A 14,545-nucleotide genomic window follows, 5' to 3' on the forward strand; every position below is an offset into this window, starting at 1 on the left:
CAATGATGTTAGAAAAACTCCAGGTTAAGATGACTTCTTTCGAACAAGATAGAACTATTAGAGTATATCTGCCTGAATGCTACAACCAAAGTAATAATCGTTATCCCGTATTATATATGCACGATGGACAAAATGTTTTTCGGGATGAAAATGCCGTTAGGGGCGTATCTCTCGGTCTAGAAAACTACTTAAATGAAAATGGCACGGAGATTATTGTCGTTGCGATCGACTTAAATCCAGAGGGTGAAGAGCGGATCAACGAATATTGTCCATGGATTAATGGCGAACTAAGTGAAAAAATATTAGGCTATGCTAGCCCATCTGGTGGCAGGGGTGGAGAATATCTAGACTTCATCGTCAATGAACTAAAACCTTTGATAGACAACAAGTACAGAACGATCGAGAACCATACTTCGATGGCAGGAATTTCTTTGGGCGGTCTTATCTCCACTTACGCTGCCTGCCGTTACCCACATATTTTTAAAAGAATTGCCGCTATCTCGCCTGGGTATTACCGGAATCAAGAGGAAATTGAAAACCTATTAACAAACTCCGACTTATTGGCCATTGAGAAATTTTACATAGACTTCGGAACAAAAGAAGTTGGAGAGGATGAAGAAAGTAATCAAATGTTTCTCGCTCTTACTAACGGAGTGTATGAGATTTTAAAGAGCAGGATAACAGACCTGAACTATCAAATTATCGAGGATGCTGAACATAGTTATCTTTTCTTTAGAAAAAGAATGCCAGAAATGCTGTCTTACTTATTTTCGGATATGGAGAAAGGCTTTTAAGAAGGATTTCACTCCCCAAAAGTAAAATGGATCTGCAACATAATATCTCTACTAATTTTTTTGAAGTTATATACAAAACACCGCTCGAAAAAGTCGTTAAAATTTTTGCTTAATTAATCCTCCAATTTAGCTGTATATTTTTTATACCAATCAAGTCCTGATGACCATTCTTGGACGGGGTTCTTATCTCCTAATATTTCAACACAAGCAGCAGCCATTATATACTCTTTTAATCCGTTTTCCTTACTTTTATCAAATTCATCTAAAAAATAAAAAAGTGTAATCTGTTTTTTTGAAACTATGTTTTCGAAGGTATCTATGTTAGCTGTAATATAGTCATATGGATTTGACGTTTTTATTTGCGATATTTGGATTTATTATTGAGCTGAGGTCTCGTTGTATTTGTTGAATTGATGTTGTTTCTTTTTCGTTCTAAAGCTGATGGTAAACAAACCAAATAACGATAGCAATAAGTGGGAAAGCAAAACTTATTTTGATGCTTGTCCAGTAAATATGATTGAGCTTATTATACTTCTTTGTGTAATCCGCATATGCCACTTTAACCATTTCATAAACTTCTGTTTCAGTTTCATCAACACTTTTCTCTTCACTTTCATTTATAAACTGCTCAAGTTTTGGAAAAAGCACTTTGTTTATCTTTCGAGAATTCGAAAATCGCCAAATTCCTAGATAGAGCCCCAATCCCAAATTCCATGCGTAGATAAAACTGATTAAAGCACCAACTAAATCTGAATCCAGTTTCCTTCCGAAATCGTTAACTGCACCATAAATTATCATGAAGATGAAAGCAGTTACAAGTAAAACCATAACCGCAGTTATTGGCTTAATTCGATAGAGTTTTTTTATCTCTTCCAAAATTTCGTGTTTGCTTTCCGTCATTTCATGCCTTCGCCTCCTCTAATGAAATATCGCACCCGTTACTTTAAGTACAGTGCTTCACAATCTAATTTATCAATTGAACACCAAAAGGGCGATCCCTTGTTATAGCATCGTTGAATTTCTCCACTAAAATTAATCAAAATAAACCACTTTTGAAAACCATTCCCAATACGCATTCCCTTGTGCAATAATCATTCTTTCTAACCAGGTTTTTAAATCACAATAAAAACTTATGGTTTCAATACCACTCAAAAGGACATTTACTTCATTAGTTTGATTAAATTTAGAAACGTCAAGTAATAACGTACCTCTATCTACAAAATAGCCAATTGGGTAGCAATTTTTCAGAAAATAATCAACATCACTATAATCTTGCATTGAATTGTATTCACGAATCATTTCCTCGATTGAATAAAGACAAAAGGAGTATCCATATTCGTTGGTAAAGAGCTCTGCACCATTATGTAATAATAAAAAATCTTTATATTCAGTAGGTAAAGTCAAATGATTTTTTGCTATAAATTGTTCTAATTCGTGATACGTGATGGGTTTGTTAAATGTAAAACCAGCTTTAGGATAAATTCCAGATGTACTATGGACAGTTAATAAATTATTTTCATCCAATCTTGTTTTTAATGCTTCCAAAATATTTACTATTGAATATTCATTCATACTCATCACCCTTAAGCAAAAATTGAATAATAAATAGTATTCGTGAGGGAATTGGAAATTCCCTTTTTTCACTAAATTCCGTTACTTGAATTAGAAAAAGGCTGTTCCCTTATTTGAAGTAAAGAACGTGAACTGTCTAGCCTTTACCAGAGAAATGTGACCATCCTCCATTTTAGCTAGAAACATTTCGCACAAGTAAATCACCCGGTTTTAGACCAAGATTATCATTTTCTACCTAAACAAAAGGGCCGATAGTACTTCATAAAACAAATCTTTACTACAATGTTTTTCTAAATGAAAAACACCATTTATCGTAATTAAATTTATCTTCGTAGAATCTGTGGGCATCTATTCTTTGGATTCCCGATTCTAAAGCTACATACTCTGCCCCATTTTCTTTCGCCCAATTATGAATATAATTTAATAGTCTTTCACCATATCCAAGTGAACTGTGAGAAGCATCTGTTACCAAATCATAAATAAAAACATGACGTTTACTATAAAAATTCACCCTCAAGCTTAAGCCAGCTAAAGCTACAATATTATCATCAGCAAATAATGCAAATAGACGATATCCATCTTCTTTCATCTTACTAAGTAAATCAAGGTATGTCTTTTCCACCAAGTCTGAACGAAGCTGATTCATAATCGGGAAGGCTTCTTTCCATTGTACTGTGGTTGTTAATTCTAAAATATTCTCTTTTAAAATTTCCACCATTATTCCCCCAATAATTCTTAATAGAAATGAAGTTCTACAAAATATTTAAAACACCTGCATTTAGTCTCTAAATAACCGACTTCCCTATTGACCTGCCCGTTACTGAAATTGCCTTAATTACATAATTGTTCATTAAAAACAGTTATTGAATGAAATTTTCGATTTAATAATCTATCTACAATTTGCCTTATTACACCTGCTTCACGAAGATCTTTATTATCAAGATTCATAAGTTCAGATACCTTTATCCATCTACTATCTATAATTTCATCCTCTTCAATCTTTAATGAACCTCCAATAATTTCACCAGTAAAATGAAATAAGATCACTTGATTATTTGTGCTACTGATAAAGTTATATACACCAGTTGTGGCAGTAAGTTTCACATCAAATCCTGTTTCTTCTTTTACTTCCCTACAGGCAGCATAGAGTATGTCTTCTTTAGGTTCAATACGTCCAGATGGAAAATTCCACTTATTAATTGCAGATGGTTTATTTTCTTTTATAATCAAAACATCATTGCCTTTGATTATTGATACACTAACAACTAAAACAATTTCATTCTGAGTCATTTTTTTCTCCCCAAGTTTATTATTATAAAATTTCTTTATCCTATGAAAACTAATTTTGATTTTAATATGTTAAATAGTATAAAAATAAAAGTGCTTAAAACAAGAGAATCACTCGGAATTAAAAAAAGCATCACTGAAATATCCATAAACAAAGGAAACTCAATGTCAGGACCTTCAGGATCATAAGTATGAAATATACCAAGCACTCCTACTAATAGACTTAACGAGAGCCAAATTGGTAATTTTTTTCATAAATCTCATATCCTTTTTGTTCAATTTGGAATTTCTAAATTCCTTAAATTTACATTATCATATTTACTCATACCTGTTAATGTAACCTTTGAAGAAGAATTCTTGATCCTTGCTTCATTATTTCCTAGTAATAATATTAATCCTGAATAAATTGTATCTATTCGCGAAGACAATGGATATACTAATTTTTAGACTCCCTATCAAATTTCAAAAATACTTAAAACTACAATTGACTTGTTATAATCAAGTATTTATAGTGAGTATGTTTCTATCAAGTTTTTTTATAGTTGTTCGAGTAATAACTTCTATAAAACAGGAGAAAAAGAGGACATGAAGGAAGAGTTTTAAAATGACTTTGAATCGTGATTATTACAACTAGAAGGAGCAATTTAGATGCAACAGAAAATACCGTTTTCAACCTATGTAGTCATCGGAACAATGCTTTTCGGAATGTACTTTGGTGCGGGAAATTTGATTTTTCCTATCCAATTAGGACAACTTGCTGGTACAAACTTTTGGCCAGCATTAATTGGCTTTTTAGTAACAGCCATCGGCTTACCTTTTTTAGGAATATTAGCGATCGGTCTTTCCGGTAGTAACGGACTTCGTGATTTAGCCAATAGAGTACATCCGCTTTTTGGTTTGGTCTTCGCCATGGCTCTTTACTTAACAATTGGACCATTTTTCGCCATTCCACGTACAGCAACGGTACCCTTTGTAGTCGGTTTTGAACCGTACATAAATCCAGGATCCTCTAGCTTATGGCTCGGGCTCTTTAGCTTCGTATTCTTTGCCATTGTTTACTATTTCTCACTTCATCCTGCAAAAGTTATGGACTATATTGGAAAATATTTAACACCGGCATTTCTAGTCTTTCTATTTGTTTTAATTGTAACTGCCATAGTCAAGCCAATGGGTAATTTCGGGGAACCTTCAGGGGACTATATTGAGTTGCCTTTCATAACAGGTTTTAAAGAGGGCTATAATACAATGGATGCCCTAGCATCACTCGCATTTGGTATTGTTGTCATCAATGCCATTAAGAGACAAGGCATTACTAACACAAAGGATATAGCCAAAGCAACATGGAAATCAGGTATTTTCGCGATGGCATTAATGATGCTGATTTACGGACTTATTACGTATATGGGGTCATCGAGCGTATTAGCTATAGGAACATTTGATAATGGTGGCCAGATTTTTGCAGCAGTTGCTCAGCACTATTTTGGATCATTCGGCACGATTTTACTAGCAATTATTATTGTACTTGCTTGTCTAAAAACAAGCATTGGACTTATTACTTCTTGTAGTGAATTTTTCCATAATGTATTTCCTAAAGTTAGTTATAGATGGTTTTTACTCATACTATGTGTCGTTTCATTTATAATCGCAAACTTCGGCTTAAACAATATTATTCAATTCGCGGTGCCGGTGTTAATGTTACTATATCCGCTTGCAATTGTTCTTATCCTATTGACCCTTTGCTCGCCATTATTTAGTAATAAACATAGCGTTTATGCAGCTTCCATGTTGCTATCATTCTTTGTAAGTTTCTTCGACGGCTACAGCGCATTAGTCGCTAACTTACCAAATGCAACCGTCCCATTATTCGATTCTATTAAAGCATTCTACATGGATTACCTGCCACTTTACGACATTGGTCTTGGCTGGATTATACCCGCTTTAATTGGAGCAATCATCGGCTGTTTTTGGCCAAAGCGTGATATGAAGAAATATTAGGAGAAAATACCAATAAGAACTGTAGAGTTTTTCCTACAGTTCTTATTTTATAAAATAGTGTTTATTGTAGTCCTAAGAAATGTTATCTAATTAGTTAGTTTTTACATCCCTTCAACTATACTCTTAATAATTTTTCCTAAAATGGTTTTGTAATCATCAGAGCGATAATGATCAAAAAAATCACATTTTCAAGGTTCTCATATCGAAAAAGAACTTTTGATAAACGCCAATATTCTTCAGGAATCACTTCCCCATTATGGGATTCTAACAGGGCTTTAACCGGTTTTGACCTTGGAGATAAAACGAGCGGGCCAATTGCAAGAGCAGCCAAAAAGAGGAAGAGACTCGTTACATACCAGCCCATCCGAAACAGACTTGGATTTATATAACCCATTGCCAAACCGGTGATTAGTAAAAGTATGCCGCCAATCATGACGAAAATATGTAGCTTGTGTCTGATTTTATAAGAATGCTTTAATTCAGTCATCGTGTTCCCCGATTTGACAACCGTGGTTAAAACAAAACCTGGGCCCATCCCCAAGATAGCTGAAAAAATATGTATGAAAACAATGATGTTATAAATTGTACTCACAGGTGTGTCAACCTCCATTCTCTGCATTCTCCCATTTTATCATAAAAATTTCATCCATAAATGTGATAGAATTAGAAGCTTGAACATAGTTTTGTCCTTTTTTAGCCATTAAGTTCCCGTACCCCAAATGGTATAATGAAGGGACTGAGACTTCTAGTTTCCCTGAAAGGAGGCTGCAATCATAAATAAATTCGTTAAATTTATTTTTATTATCAGTGGATTTATGGCCCTTGGCTTAGGAATTTTGGGTATTATTTTGCCGCTGTTGCCAACAACTCCGTTATTACTTTTAGCATCATTCTGCTTCGTAAAAGGATCGGAACGATTTGAGCGCTGGTTTAAAGGGACAAAAATCTATCAGCGTCATTTGGACAGCTTTGTTAGAGAGAGGGCCATGACGTTAAAACAAAAACTTACCATTCTATTATTGGCAGACGTGATGATTGCACTCCCCTTCATCCTACTCGACAGTTTTTTCGTAAGGATCACTCTTCTGCTAGTTATATTTTATAAATACTATTACTTTTTCTCTAAAATAAAAACGGTACGGACTGCTAGAATGGTAACAAAATGAGGCGGAACTAATGAATAGTTCCACCTCATTTTTTGTTGATTTATGTTTGGAGGGTGTTTCCTATTTAAATGGTGTAATACTCCGCATAAACTGGGTGTCAGGCACCATGTGAAATTTCCACATGGTGCCTGACACCCTTGTAATTGGCAAACTTATTTCAAATGCAAAGCCATATATTCATCGTCATAATCGACACCATCTACTCTAAGGGCTTTTTCTTCGAATCCAAACACTTTAAACCCTAATTTGCTATAGAGTTTCTTCGCCTTTACATTACTTGCGGTTACGTTTAAATTTATTTTTTCAATCGCTTCTATATTTCTCGCTTTATTTATCGCTTCTGTAAGCAATGCTTTTCCGACGCCTAAACCTTGTTTCTCTGGGGTCACATACATCGCAAAAATATTGGCCCGATGCCTTATTTTCATCCGATCTTCCTGAAGTAAGGTGACAGCCCCAATAAGTTTCCCACTATCAAACGCACCAAATGTGTAGTTTCCTTCTGTGGTAAAATTGCGAGCAACCTGCTCGACTGGATTTTCTCTTTTAATGGATTCTTCATAACTTGTTAAAAATGCTTCTGGATTTTTCTTTAATGCTTCTAATCGTAATGACCAATAATTTTCCGCATCCGATGAATCTAGAAGTCTGATTTCCATTGTCTTTTTCCTCTCTTCTATGCTTTGCTTATGATTCGGATGGATTTTTCCTAAACAATCGTCCTTGTCTAGAGTGGCATCTTCAGTAGCAGAAAAATCGTCTTCATGATAAACATTTGATTTTTCGCTTGCCTTCTTGATCCACTGCTCGTTGTTATTATTAAATAACATGTTAACTTCTTTTTCCAATTCAGCTACTAAACTAAAGGAATAGCCATCACTCAAGCTATTTACGATATTCCGGTAATACCACTCCTGCTCATTCTTGCCTCGATTAAACCTCTTCCAGACTTCGTCCCCAAGCTGTTCATAATCTTTTATGATTGAGCGGATATTATCTAGTTTATCGGCGCAAGCAACAGCTCGAATATTACTTGAGGCACTTTTCAAAAATTCAATCGTGTGTTTCTTCCGATCTTCCCATGAAAGTGACTTATCCGGTTCTGAACACCCTGCAACAATTTCAGCTATCATTGGGCCGAAGTCCCGTTCAATATCCTGCAAAGTGAGTGCAGTATCTTCCACGGTATCATGCAAGATTCCGGCTGCAACGATTGGATCACTGTACCCAGCCTTCATTAAAATCATTCCGACCGCAACCGGATGGGTGATATAAGGGATATCAGTACCTTTTCGACATTGATTTCTATGCGCATCCGCTGCTGTCCGAAGAGCTATTTCAATTACACCCAAAATTTAAAAACCTCCAGTTCCATAAAAATTGTCTATTAATCTATATTCAACAGAAGTAGAAAATTTCCTGTTAAACTAAGTGAGAAGATATCTTTTAAAACTAGTACAAAAGTCGAATCAGTTTTTTAAATTGGATCATATAATAGTAGGTATATTAAGCCAAGTTGGTGAGGTGATGATATTGGAACCGAAATGGCTGGGTTGGGCAAAACAGCTTCAATCCATTGCCCAAGCAGGGTTAACGTATTCAAAAGATGTTTATGACTTGGAACGATTTGAGTTCATTAGAAATATTAGTATCGACATTATAGCACACCATACAGACATGGACAGGACCGTAATCAAAAATTTATTTGCAGGTGAAACTGGATATGCAACACCTAAAGTCGATATACGCGGTGTGGTTTTTAAAGATGAAAAAATATTAATGGTCCGTGAAAACACGGATGGCCGCTGGGCATTACCTGGTGGCTGGGCTGATATTGGACTAACTCCTCGTGAAGTCGCCGTTAAGGAGCTAAAAGAAGAATCAGGATTTGATGTGAAAGCCACTAAATTGTTAGCAGTAATGGACATGAAATGTCATCCCCATCCTCCTTCTTCCTATCACATTTATAAAATGTTTATTCAATGTGAAATTATTGGTGGACAAGCAACGGAGGGTGTCGAAACAAGTGAAGTAAAATTCTTTGCTGAAAACGAACTTCCTCCGCTATCCACAGCCCGGAACACACAATCTCAAATTGAGATGGCCTTTACATTTTTGAAAAATCCCCAGTCACCCGTCTATTTGGATTAAAAATAAAGGTGTCCGGCACCATGTGAAAAATTCACATGGTGCCTGACACCCTTTTTTATATACTTTCTTGTTTTAAGGTATCAACAATGTTATCCTTTTTAACTTTGGAGCTGGAGTAGAGCATGGCTGAGCCTACGATGACAAATACAGCGGCAACCACATAGATCATACTTATCCAAGGCAGGGTGAATCCATAGCTGAAGCTGTTCATCAATGCCCTGTGGATCAAATACATCACGGCAATGCTAATCGGAAGTCCATAAATCAGCGACTTGATGCCATAAAAGATACTTTCATAGTTGATCATTTTATTAAAGCCTTTCGGTGTCATCCCCACCGATTTCAGCATCGCAAATTCCCGTTTCCGTAAAGAAATCGATGTTGAGATAGTATTAAAAATATTCGCCATTGATATTGCGGTAATTAAGGCAATAAATCCGTAGGTAAATACCGACATTAACATGATCATCTGTTCTTCCTGTTGTCTGCCTTGATATACATTTTGCACAAACATTTTGTTCTCTTTTATTTCCTCAATTTCCTGTTGTGTTTTCATTGGGTCCTTACTTTTCAGGTAAAGAATTGTCTGGATCCTGTCATTCACCTTTTCGTTTACCAGTTGATTCATGACTTGTTCTGAGACGATAATAGTTAGCCCGCCAATCTGAGTCGGTAAAACTCCCATCGGTAATTGATCGGTTAATGCCGCAATTTCCACTTTATTAAAATTCACTTCTTTTTCTGTTTCCTGATCTGAATAGGTTAAATCGATACTTTGGCCAACCTTCGTATGAATGACCTTCGTTTCAATATATTTCCCTGATGCTTCATCCTTGAAAGGAATCGTATCAATCACAATGCCAGTAATGTTAGTCGGATTGGTAAGCAGGGCATAATCTGCTCCTACAGTTTTTGCATACGTTCTTAAGTTCAGTTCATTTAGTGCGTGTATTTGAATAAAATAAGGGTATTTCTCGTTCTCAAAATTATCCTTATATACCGCCTTTCGGAATTCATCAGCAACTTCTGCTTTGTTTATCCAGGCGTTCACGTATAACACTTTCATCACACTAGATTCCGTCACATCTTTTAGGGATGCGAATGATTTCAGCAGTTTCTGATCTGATACCGAAGCTTCTGTGGACAATGAAACGGAAATATCATAATTCACCCCTTTTTGTGAGAGCTCAAGCGATTTTTTCAAATTGGCGGTGAAAAATGATACCGTTAAAAACAAAACGATGCTTATGACAAGTGAAAATACCGTTGCCTGGTAGCGGCGTTTGTTCCTCTTCAAGTTTTTCAAGCCAATTTCCGCTTCAATTCCGAATAGCTTACGAACGAACTTCGATGTCTTAACCGCTTTACCTGTAAGTTTTACATCTGTTGTTTGGCGAATCGCATCAATTGCTGAAACTCTGGATGCTTTTATTGCGGGGAGATAGGTTGAAATGAAGATCGTCACCACCGAAACGGCACAAGCAAGCAAAATGGATAATGGTGTGACTGACACGGTTAGTTTTTCGTTGATCCCCAATGCACCTTGAATGATCGAATTAATGAACCAAAAGGTAATCCCAATTCCAATAAGACCGCCAATAATTCCAATTGGGATGCTAATTAATCCAATGATTGCACCTTCAAAAAACACCGAGTTTCTTTTCTGCCTTTTCGTTGCCCCGACACTCGATAGCATCCCTAAATGACGCGAACGTTCTGAAACGGAAATAGCGAAGGCATTATAGATTAATGAAACGGAACCAATCATAATGACGGCCATAATAATCCCCGATAATTGAAGAAGAGTACGGTGCAGGCTGTCATTATTCGTCACCCCATAATAGCGCAATAAATTATTATTAAATTTTGGTGATTCTATTTTGTTTTTCTTGGCTAATTGCTTGGCGTGATCAAATAAAGAGCTTTGAACTTTTTTTAAGACAACCGTCGCATTGACAGTATCATCCGCTCTAATCATTTTTTCATCTACATAGCTAATAACCGTGTACCCCGGTGCCCAGGTCGGTTCCCATGTGGGGCGTTTGATAAAGCCAACGATCGTATAGCTTGCCGTTGTTTTATTTTTTAAGGCTTCGATCACTTGACCTTTTTCCATACGTAATGGCTCAAATTGTTGCAAGGGAGCATCGTTAGCTTCAGTTATTCGTTCGCCTACATCAAGTGTTAAACGGTCACCAATCTTGTATGCTACTTTGGCGTTCGTGGCAATGTGGTCTGAGAGTACTACCTCATTATTCGCTTTTGGCAGCCGCCCCTTACTTAACTCAATCGGAAACTGTTTAAAACCTTGGGCGTTATACTCCTTAACAAACAAGTAAGGCTTACTTTCATTATGAGATCCATCTAAAAGGGAATAGCCACGATCTCTAGAAAGCACCACTGTTTTCGTTGCTTCGTCGTTTTTAATCGCTTCAAGCTGCTCTTTGTTCACTTCCTTGTAAAGAACATGCCATTCACCTTCACTCGCAATTGTATTCCTTTGCATTAACTCCATAAAAGAGACACCGAGTGTGGCAACGGCCGTTACCATAGCGACTGAAATAATGACGCCAATAATGGTCACAAGGGTTCTCCTTTTGTTTTGCTTCAAATGCCTTACCGTTAATTTATTGACAATATTCACGGACGAATCACCTCATCCTTGGCGATCCTTCCATCCTCAATCGCAATGACTCTATCAGCTTGCAGCGCAATCCGTTCATCATGGGTAATGACTAGCAGCGTCTGGTTAAACGTTTTGTTAAACATTTTTAATAAATCAATGATTTCACTACTATTCTTACTATCAAGATTTCCAGTTGGTTCGTCTGCTAGCATGATAGCAGGATTGCTAATGAGCGCCCGACCGATTGAGACCCGTTGCTGCTGTCCACCGGAAAGCTGATTGGGCAGATGGTTTAAGCGGCTTTGTAGATTAAGAATTTTGACGATATCATCAAACTGTTTCTTGTCGACCTTATGTTCATCAAGCAGGAGTGGCAAGGTAATATTCTCTTCTACTGTTAGAACCGGAATAAGGTTGTAAAATTGATAAATCAATCCTATTTGTCTACGTCTAAAAATGGCCAGCTGTGTTTCATTCAGGTTATAGATGTCGGTATTATCAACGAGGACTTTACCGCTCGTTGGCCGATCAACACCGCCAAGCATGTGCAGAAGCGTTGATTTCCCAGAGCCTGATGGGCCGATTATCGCGACGAATTCCCCTTTTTTCACAGAGAAAGAAACATCATCAAGTGCCTTCACTGCCGTCTCACCTTTACCGTACATTTTAGACAGATGTTCTATTTTTAAAATATCCATTGTGGTAAAACCTCCATGTTTTTGCTGATGGTTCTAGTTTATCTGTTTAAAATGACTTTCACGTGACTGTAAAATGACAGTTTAGTCACTTAATGTTGTATTTAAGAAGAGTAATGCACTCAACACCAACGTGGGTAGGTTGGAAACTCTTATTCGAAAAGTTGGGTGAGCTTATGCGACAGTAAACGCCGCTTATCCGACAGTTATCCTCACCTATCCGACAGTAAACTCCGCTTATCCGACAGTTATACACACTTATGCGACAGTAAACACCGCTTATCCGACAGTAAACTCCCCTTATCCGCCAAGTTGGAGCACGCAATCCGCTAGTTGATCACTCTTATCTGCTTTAAATCACCTGCTTGTAAAACGTAAGCCGAAACTGGGTGCCCTTATCCTGCTTACTTTTAACCTCTATATTGCCGTTTTGGCTTGTGATTATGGTGTGGGCCATTGCAAGCCCAATTCCGACACTATCCTCGCTGGCATTCTTTCCTTTATAAAAGCGTTTAAAAATATAGGGAAGATCTTCCTTAGCGATGCCTTTTCCGTTATCGGCTATTACTATTTCCGTAAACAGAGCGTTTTCTAAAAAAGAAATGGTAATCTCGCCGCCACTAGGAGTATGCTCTATACAATTTTTCAAAATATTGATTACCGCTTCCGTGGTCCAATGAAAATCACCAACGAAGGAAACAGTATCGTCACCCTCAATCGAAATGGCTTGTTCTTTAATATCCAACGGAATCAGCAATGGCTCTAAAGATTTTTGTAGCAGCTTTTTTACCGCTATCGCTTCTTTTTTAAATTGAACCGTTCCCGCGTCAATTTTTGATAGTTTTAATAATGATGAAACGAGCCATTCAATCCGTTCAAGCTGGATGGAGATATTGTGTGTAAACTCCCTTCTTTTCACTGGGGGAAGCTTGGCATCACTTAACAAATCGGCCATCATCATCATCGAGGTCAGTGGGGTCTTAAGCTGATGGGAGATATCAGAAATCGCATTTGTCAGTTGGACTTTATCTTGTTGTAAAAGGGAACCCTGTTCCGAAAGCATGGTTGTTACCTTATATATATTGTTTTTTAAAATACTAAGCTCGCCTTCATGATTATCACGGACATCAAGAAAATAATCTCCACTGCTAATTTGCTGCAAATAGCCTGATAGCTTTTCAATTTCGCGGTATCTCCAGCTCGTAAAAATAAAACTGCATACAATGAGTAAAACAGAAATGACGAAAACAAGCATCGAGGCAGTCAAAGAAATAAACGTAGCCGCAATGATGCCAGCTAAACTGATGAAGGACATTGTTAATAAGAATAGTTGAATCTCTCGATTACGTAGCATCCTAATCTCCTACCTTGTAGCCTAATCCGCGCACTGTTTTGATAATCTGTGGGTTTTGCGGTTGATCCTCTAATTTTTCACGGAGCCTTTTGATGTAAACCGTTAAAGTATTATCATTCACGAAGTCTCCGGCCACATCCCAAATCCGCTCTAACAGCTGATTTCGAGAGAGAACCTGTCCAATATGATTGGCAAAGATAAGGAGTAAACGATATTCTAACGCAGTCAACAAAACTTCTTCGCCGTTTTTATACACCTTTCCTTCCAGAGTATTAATCCGAATATGCTTTATATCAATCGTCGCCTTTGTCGGCGTCTGCTTCTGGTATCTTCGCAGAACAGTTTTGATTCTTGAAAGCAGTTCACGAATCCGAAAAGGTTTGGTAATATAATCATCTGCACCCATGTCGAGCCCCATTACGACATTGACTTCATCATCAATCGCTGTTAAAAAAATGACCGGAATATCGCTCCGCTCCTTCACCAGCTTACATAATTCATAACCGCTTCCATCTGGCAGGGATAAATCAAATAAACATAAAGCGATTTGATCTAATTCATCAGTTAGCACCTTTTTCGCAGATGCCGCATCATGGCAAAGAACCGTGGCAAACTGATCTTGCTGCAGAGAATATTCAAGTCCAGAAGCGATCGTTTTATCATCTTCCACAAGCAAAATTTTCATCTTACCCATCCTACCTTTCTCATCTATCATTATATCAGCATTAAAGGGTGTCAGGCACCATGTGAAAAATTCACATGGTGCCTGACACCCTATTGAAGTCCCAATGAACAAATAATAAAAAAAGACCACTAAATAAAATTTAGTACCTTGCATTATATAGTAGTAGATGATATAGTATTCCTGTGATGGTATTTTTTTCATATTCCACTACTATATATTA

14 protein-coding genes are annotated in these 14,545 nt (G+C 37.0%); 4 read left to right on the forward strand and 10 right to left on the reverse strand.

The features are described from left to right. Nucleotides 1-2 precede the first annotated feature (2 nt). Nucleotides 3-794, forward strand: coding sequence for an alpha/beta hydrolase (locus tag RTR43_RS11450; protein WP_312472011.1), 792 nt, complete (start codon nucleotides 3-5; stop codon nucleotides 792-794). Nucleotides 795-1,226: 432 nt separating this feature from the next. On the opposite strand, the gene RTR43_RS11455 is transcribed toward RTR43_RS11450, so the two are convergent. The 4 genes from RTR43_RS11455 to RTR43_RS11470 all read right to left on the reverse strand — a co-directional run bounded on the left by RTR43_RS11455 (nucleotide 1,227) and on the right by RTR43_RS11470 (nucleotide 3,656). Beyond that, nucleotides 1,227-1,694: a hypothetical protein gene (locus tag RTR43_RS11455; protein WP_312472015.1), complete on the reverse strand. Its 468-nt coding sequence runs from the start codon at nucleotides 1,692-1,694 to the stop codon at nucleotides 1,227-1,229. A gap of 132 nt (nucleotides 1,695-1,826) precedes the next feature. Then, on the reverse strand, nucleotides 1,827-2,366 hold the full coding sequence (locus RTR43_RS11460; protein ID WP_312472017.1) for an SMI1/KNR4 family protein: 540 nt from the start codon (nucleotides 2,364-2,366) through the stop codon (nucleotides 1,827-1,829). A 277-nt stretch (nucleotides 2,367-2,643) separates the two neighbouring features. Next, nucleotides 2,644-3,084 (reverse strand): GNAT family N-acetyltransferase, encoded by a 441-nt coding sequence (locus tag RTR43_RS11465; protein ID WP_312472020.1) that lies wholly within the window; start codon nucleotides 3,082-3,084, stop codon nucleotides 2,644-2,646. A gap of 113 nt (nucleotides 3,085-3,197) precedes the next feature. Beyond that, nucleotides 3,198-3,656: an NUDIX hydrolase gene (locus RTR43_RS11470; protein ID WP_312472021.1), complete on the reverse strand. Its 459-nt coding sequence runs from the start codon at nucleotides 3,654-3,656 to the stop codon at nucleotides 3,198-3,200. 645 nt (nucleotides 3,657-4,301) lie between these two features. Here RTR43_RS11470 and brnQ point away from each other — a divergent pair. Beyond that, nucleotides 4,302-5,648: a branched-chain amino acid transport system II carrier protein gene (gene brnQ / locus RTR43_RS11475; RefSeq protein ID WP_312472023.1), complete on the forward strand. Its 1,347-nt coding sequence runs from the start codon at nucleotides 4,302-4,304 to the stop codon at nucleotides 5,646-5,648. A 136-nt stretch (nucleotides 5,649-5,784) separates the two neighbouring features. Here brnQ and RTR43_RS11480 read toward each other — a convergent pair whose 3' ends face one another. Continuing rightward, on the reverse strand, nucleotides 5,785-6,240 hold the full coding sequence (locus tag RTR43_RS11480) for a DUF2269 family protein (protein WP_312472024.1): 456 nt from the start codon (nucleotides 6,238-6,240) through the stop codon (nucleotides 5,785-5,787). 208 nt (nucleotides 6,241-6,448) lie between these two features. Between RTR43_RS11480 and RTR43_RS11485 the strand changes: the two genes are divergently transcribed. Next, nucleotides 6,449-6,814, forward strand: coding sequence for a DUF454 family protein (locus RTR43_RS11485; protein ID WP_312472127.1), 366 nt, complete (start codon nucleotides 6,449-6,451; stop codon nucleotides 6,812-6,814). A 152-nt stretch (nucleotides 6,815-6,966) separates the two neighbouring features. On the opposite strand, the gene RTR43_RS11490 is transcribed toward RTR43_RS11485, so the two are convergent. Continuing rightward, complete coding sequence (locus RTR43_RS11490; protein ID WP_312472026.1) at nucleotides 6,967-8,166, reverse strand: GNAT family N-acetyltransferase; 1,200 nt, start codon at nucleotides 8,164-8,166, stop codon at nucleotides 6,967-6,969. A 181-nt stretch (nucleotides 8,167-8,347) separates the two neighbouring features. Between RTR43_RS11490 and RTR43_RS11495 the strand changes: the two genes are divergently transcribed. Further along, on the forward strand, nucleotides 8,348-8,965 hold the full coding sequence (locus RTR43_RS11495; protein WP_312472029.1) for an NUDIX hydrolase: 618 nt from the start codon (nucleotides 8,348-8,350) through the stop codon (nucleotides 8,963-8,965). 55 nt (nucleotides 8,966-9,020) lie between these two features. Here RTR43_RS11495 and RTR43_RS11500 read toward each other — a convergent pair whose 3' ends face one another. The 4 genes from RTR43_RS11500 to RTR43_RS11515 form a co-directional block, all read right to left on the reverse strand. Further along, the gene (locus RTR43_RS11500) at nucleotides 9,021-11,609 is read right to left on the reverse strand and encodes an ABC transporter permease (RefSeq protein ID WP_312472032.1); all 2,589 of its coding nucleotides are present in this window, start codon (nucleotides 11,607-11,609) and stop codon (nucleotides 9,021-9,023) included. Next, nucleotides 11,606-12,289 carry an ABC transporter ATP-binding protein gene (locus tag RTR43_RS11505; RefSeq protein ID WP_312472035.1) on the reverse strand — a complete coding sequence of 228 codons (684 nt, stop codon included), beginning with the start codon at nucleotides 12,287-12,289 and terminating at the stop codon, nucleotides 11,606-11,608. The genes RTR43_RS11500 and RTR43_RS11505 overlap by 4 nt, the downstream gene beginning before the upstream one ends. Nucleotides 12,290-12,638: 349 nt before the next feature. Next, entirely contained in the window at nucleotides 12,639-13,640 is a 1,002-nt protein-coding gene (locus RTR43_RS11510) for a sensor histidine kinase (RefSeq protein WP_312472037.1), read from the reverse strand. Between the two features lies 1 nt (nucleotide 13,641). Next, the gene (locus tag RTR43_RS11515; RefSeq protein ID WP_312472038.1) at nucleotides 13,642-14,325 is read right to left on the reverse strand and encodes a response regulator transcription factor; all 684 of its coding nucleotides are present in this window, start codon (nucleotides 14,323-14,325) and stop codon (nucleotides 13,642-13,644) included. Nucleotides 14,326-14,545 lie beyond the last annotated feature (220 nt).

The organism is Neobacillus sp. (genome assembly GCF_031988165.1).
In the GTDB taxonomy this organism is placed as follows: Bacteria; Bacillota; Bacilli; order Bacillales; family Cytobacillaceae; genus Neobacillus; species Neobacillus rhizosphaerae.

Coding starts and splice junctions, on each gene's coding strand:
- RTR43_RS11470 (WP_312472021.1), bottom strand. CDS start 3,656: ATGACTCAGAATGAAATTGTTTTAGTTGTTAGTGTATCAATAATCAAA.
- RTR43_RS11455 (WP_312472015.1), bottom strand. CDS start 1,694: ATGACGGAAAGCAAACACGAAATTTTGGAAGAGATAAAAAAACTCTAT.
- brnQ (WP_312472023.1), top strand. CDS start 4,302: ATGCAACAGAAAATACCGTTTTCAACCTATGTAGTCATCGGAACAATG.
- RTR43_RS11505 (WP_312472035.1), bottom strand. CDS start 12,289: ATGGATATTTTAAAAATAGAACATCTGTCTAAAATGTACGGTAAAGGT.
- RTR43_RS11450 (WP_312472011.1), top strand. CDS start 3: ATGATGTTAGAAAAACTCCAGGTTAAGATGACTTCTTTCGAACAAGAT.
- RTR43_RS11465 (WP_312472020.1), bottom strand. CDS start 3,084: ATGGTGGAAATTTTAAAAGAGAATATTTTAGAATTAACAACCACAGTA.
- RTR43_RS11510 (WP_312472037.1), bottom strand. CDS start 13,640: ATGCTACGTAATCGAGAGATTCAACTATTCTTATTAACAATGTCCTTC.
- RTR43_RS11515 (WP_312472038.1), bottom strand. CDS start 14,325: ATGAAAATTTTGCTTGTGGAAGATGATAAAACGATCGCTTCTGGACTT.
- RTR43_RS11460 (WP_312472017.1), bottom strand. CDS start 2,366: ATGAATGAATATTCAATAGTAAATATTTTGGAAGCATTAAAAACAAGA.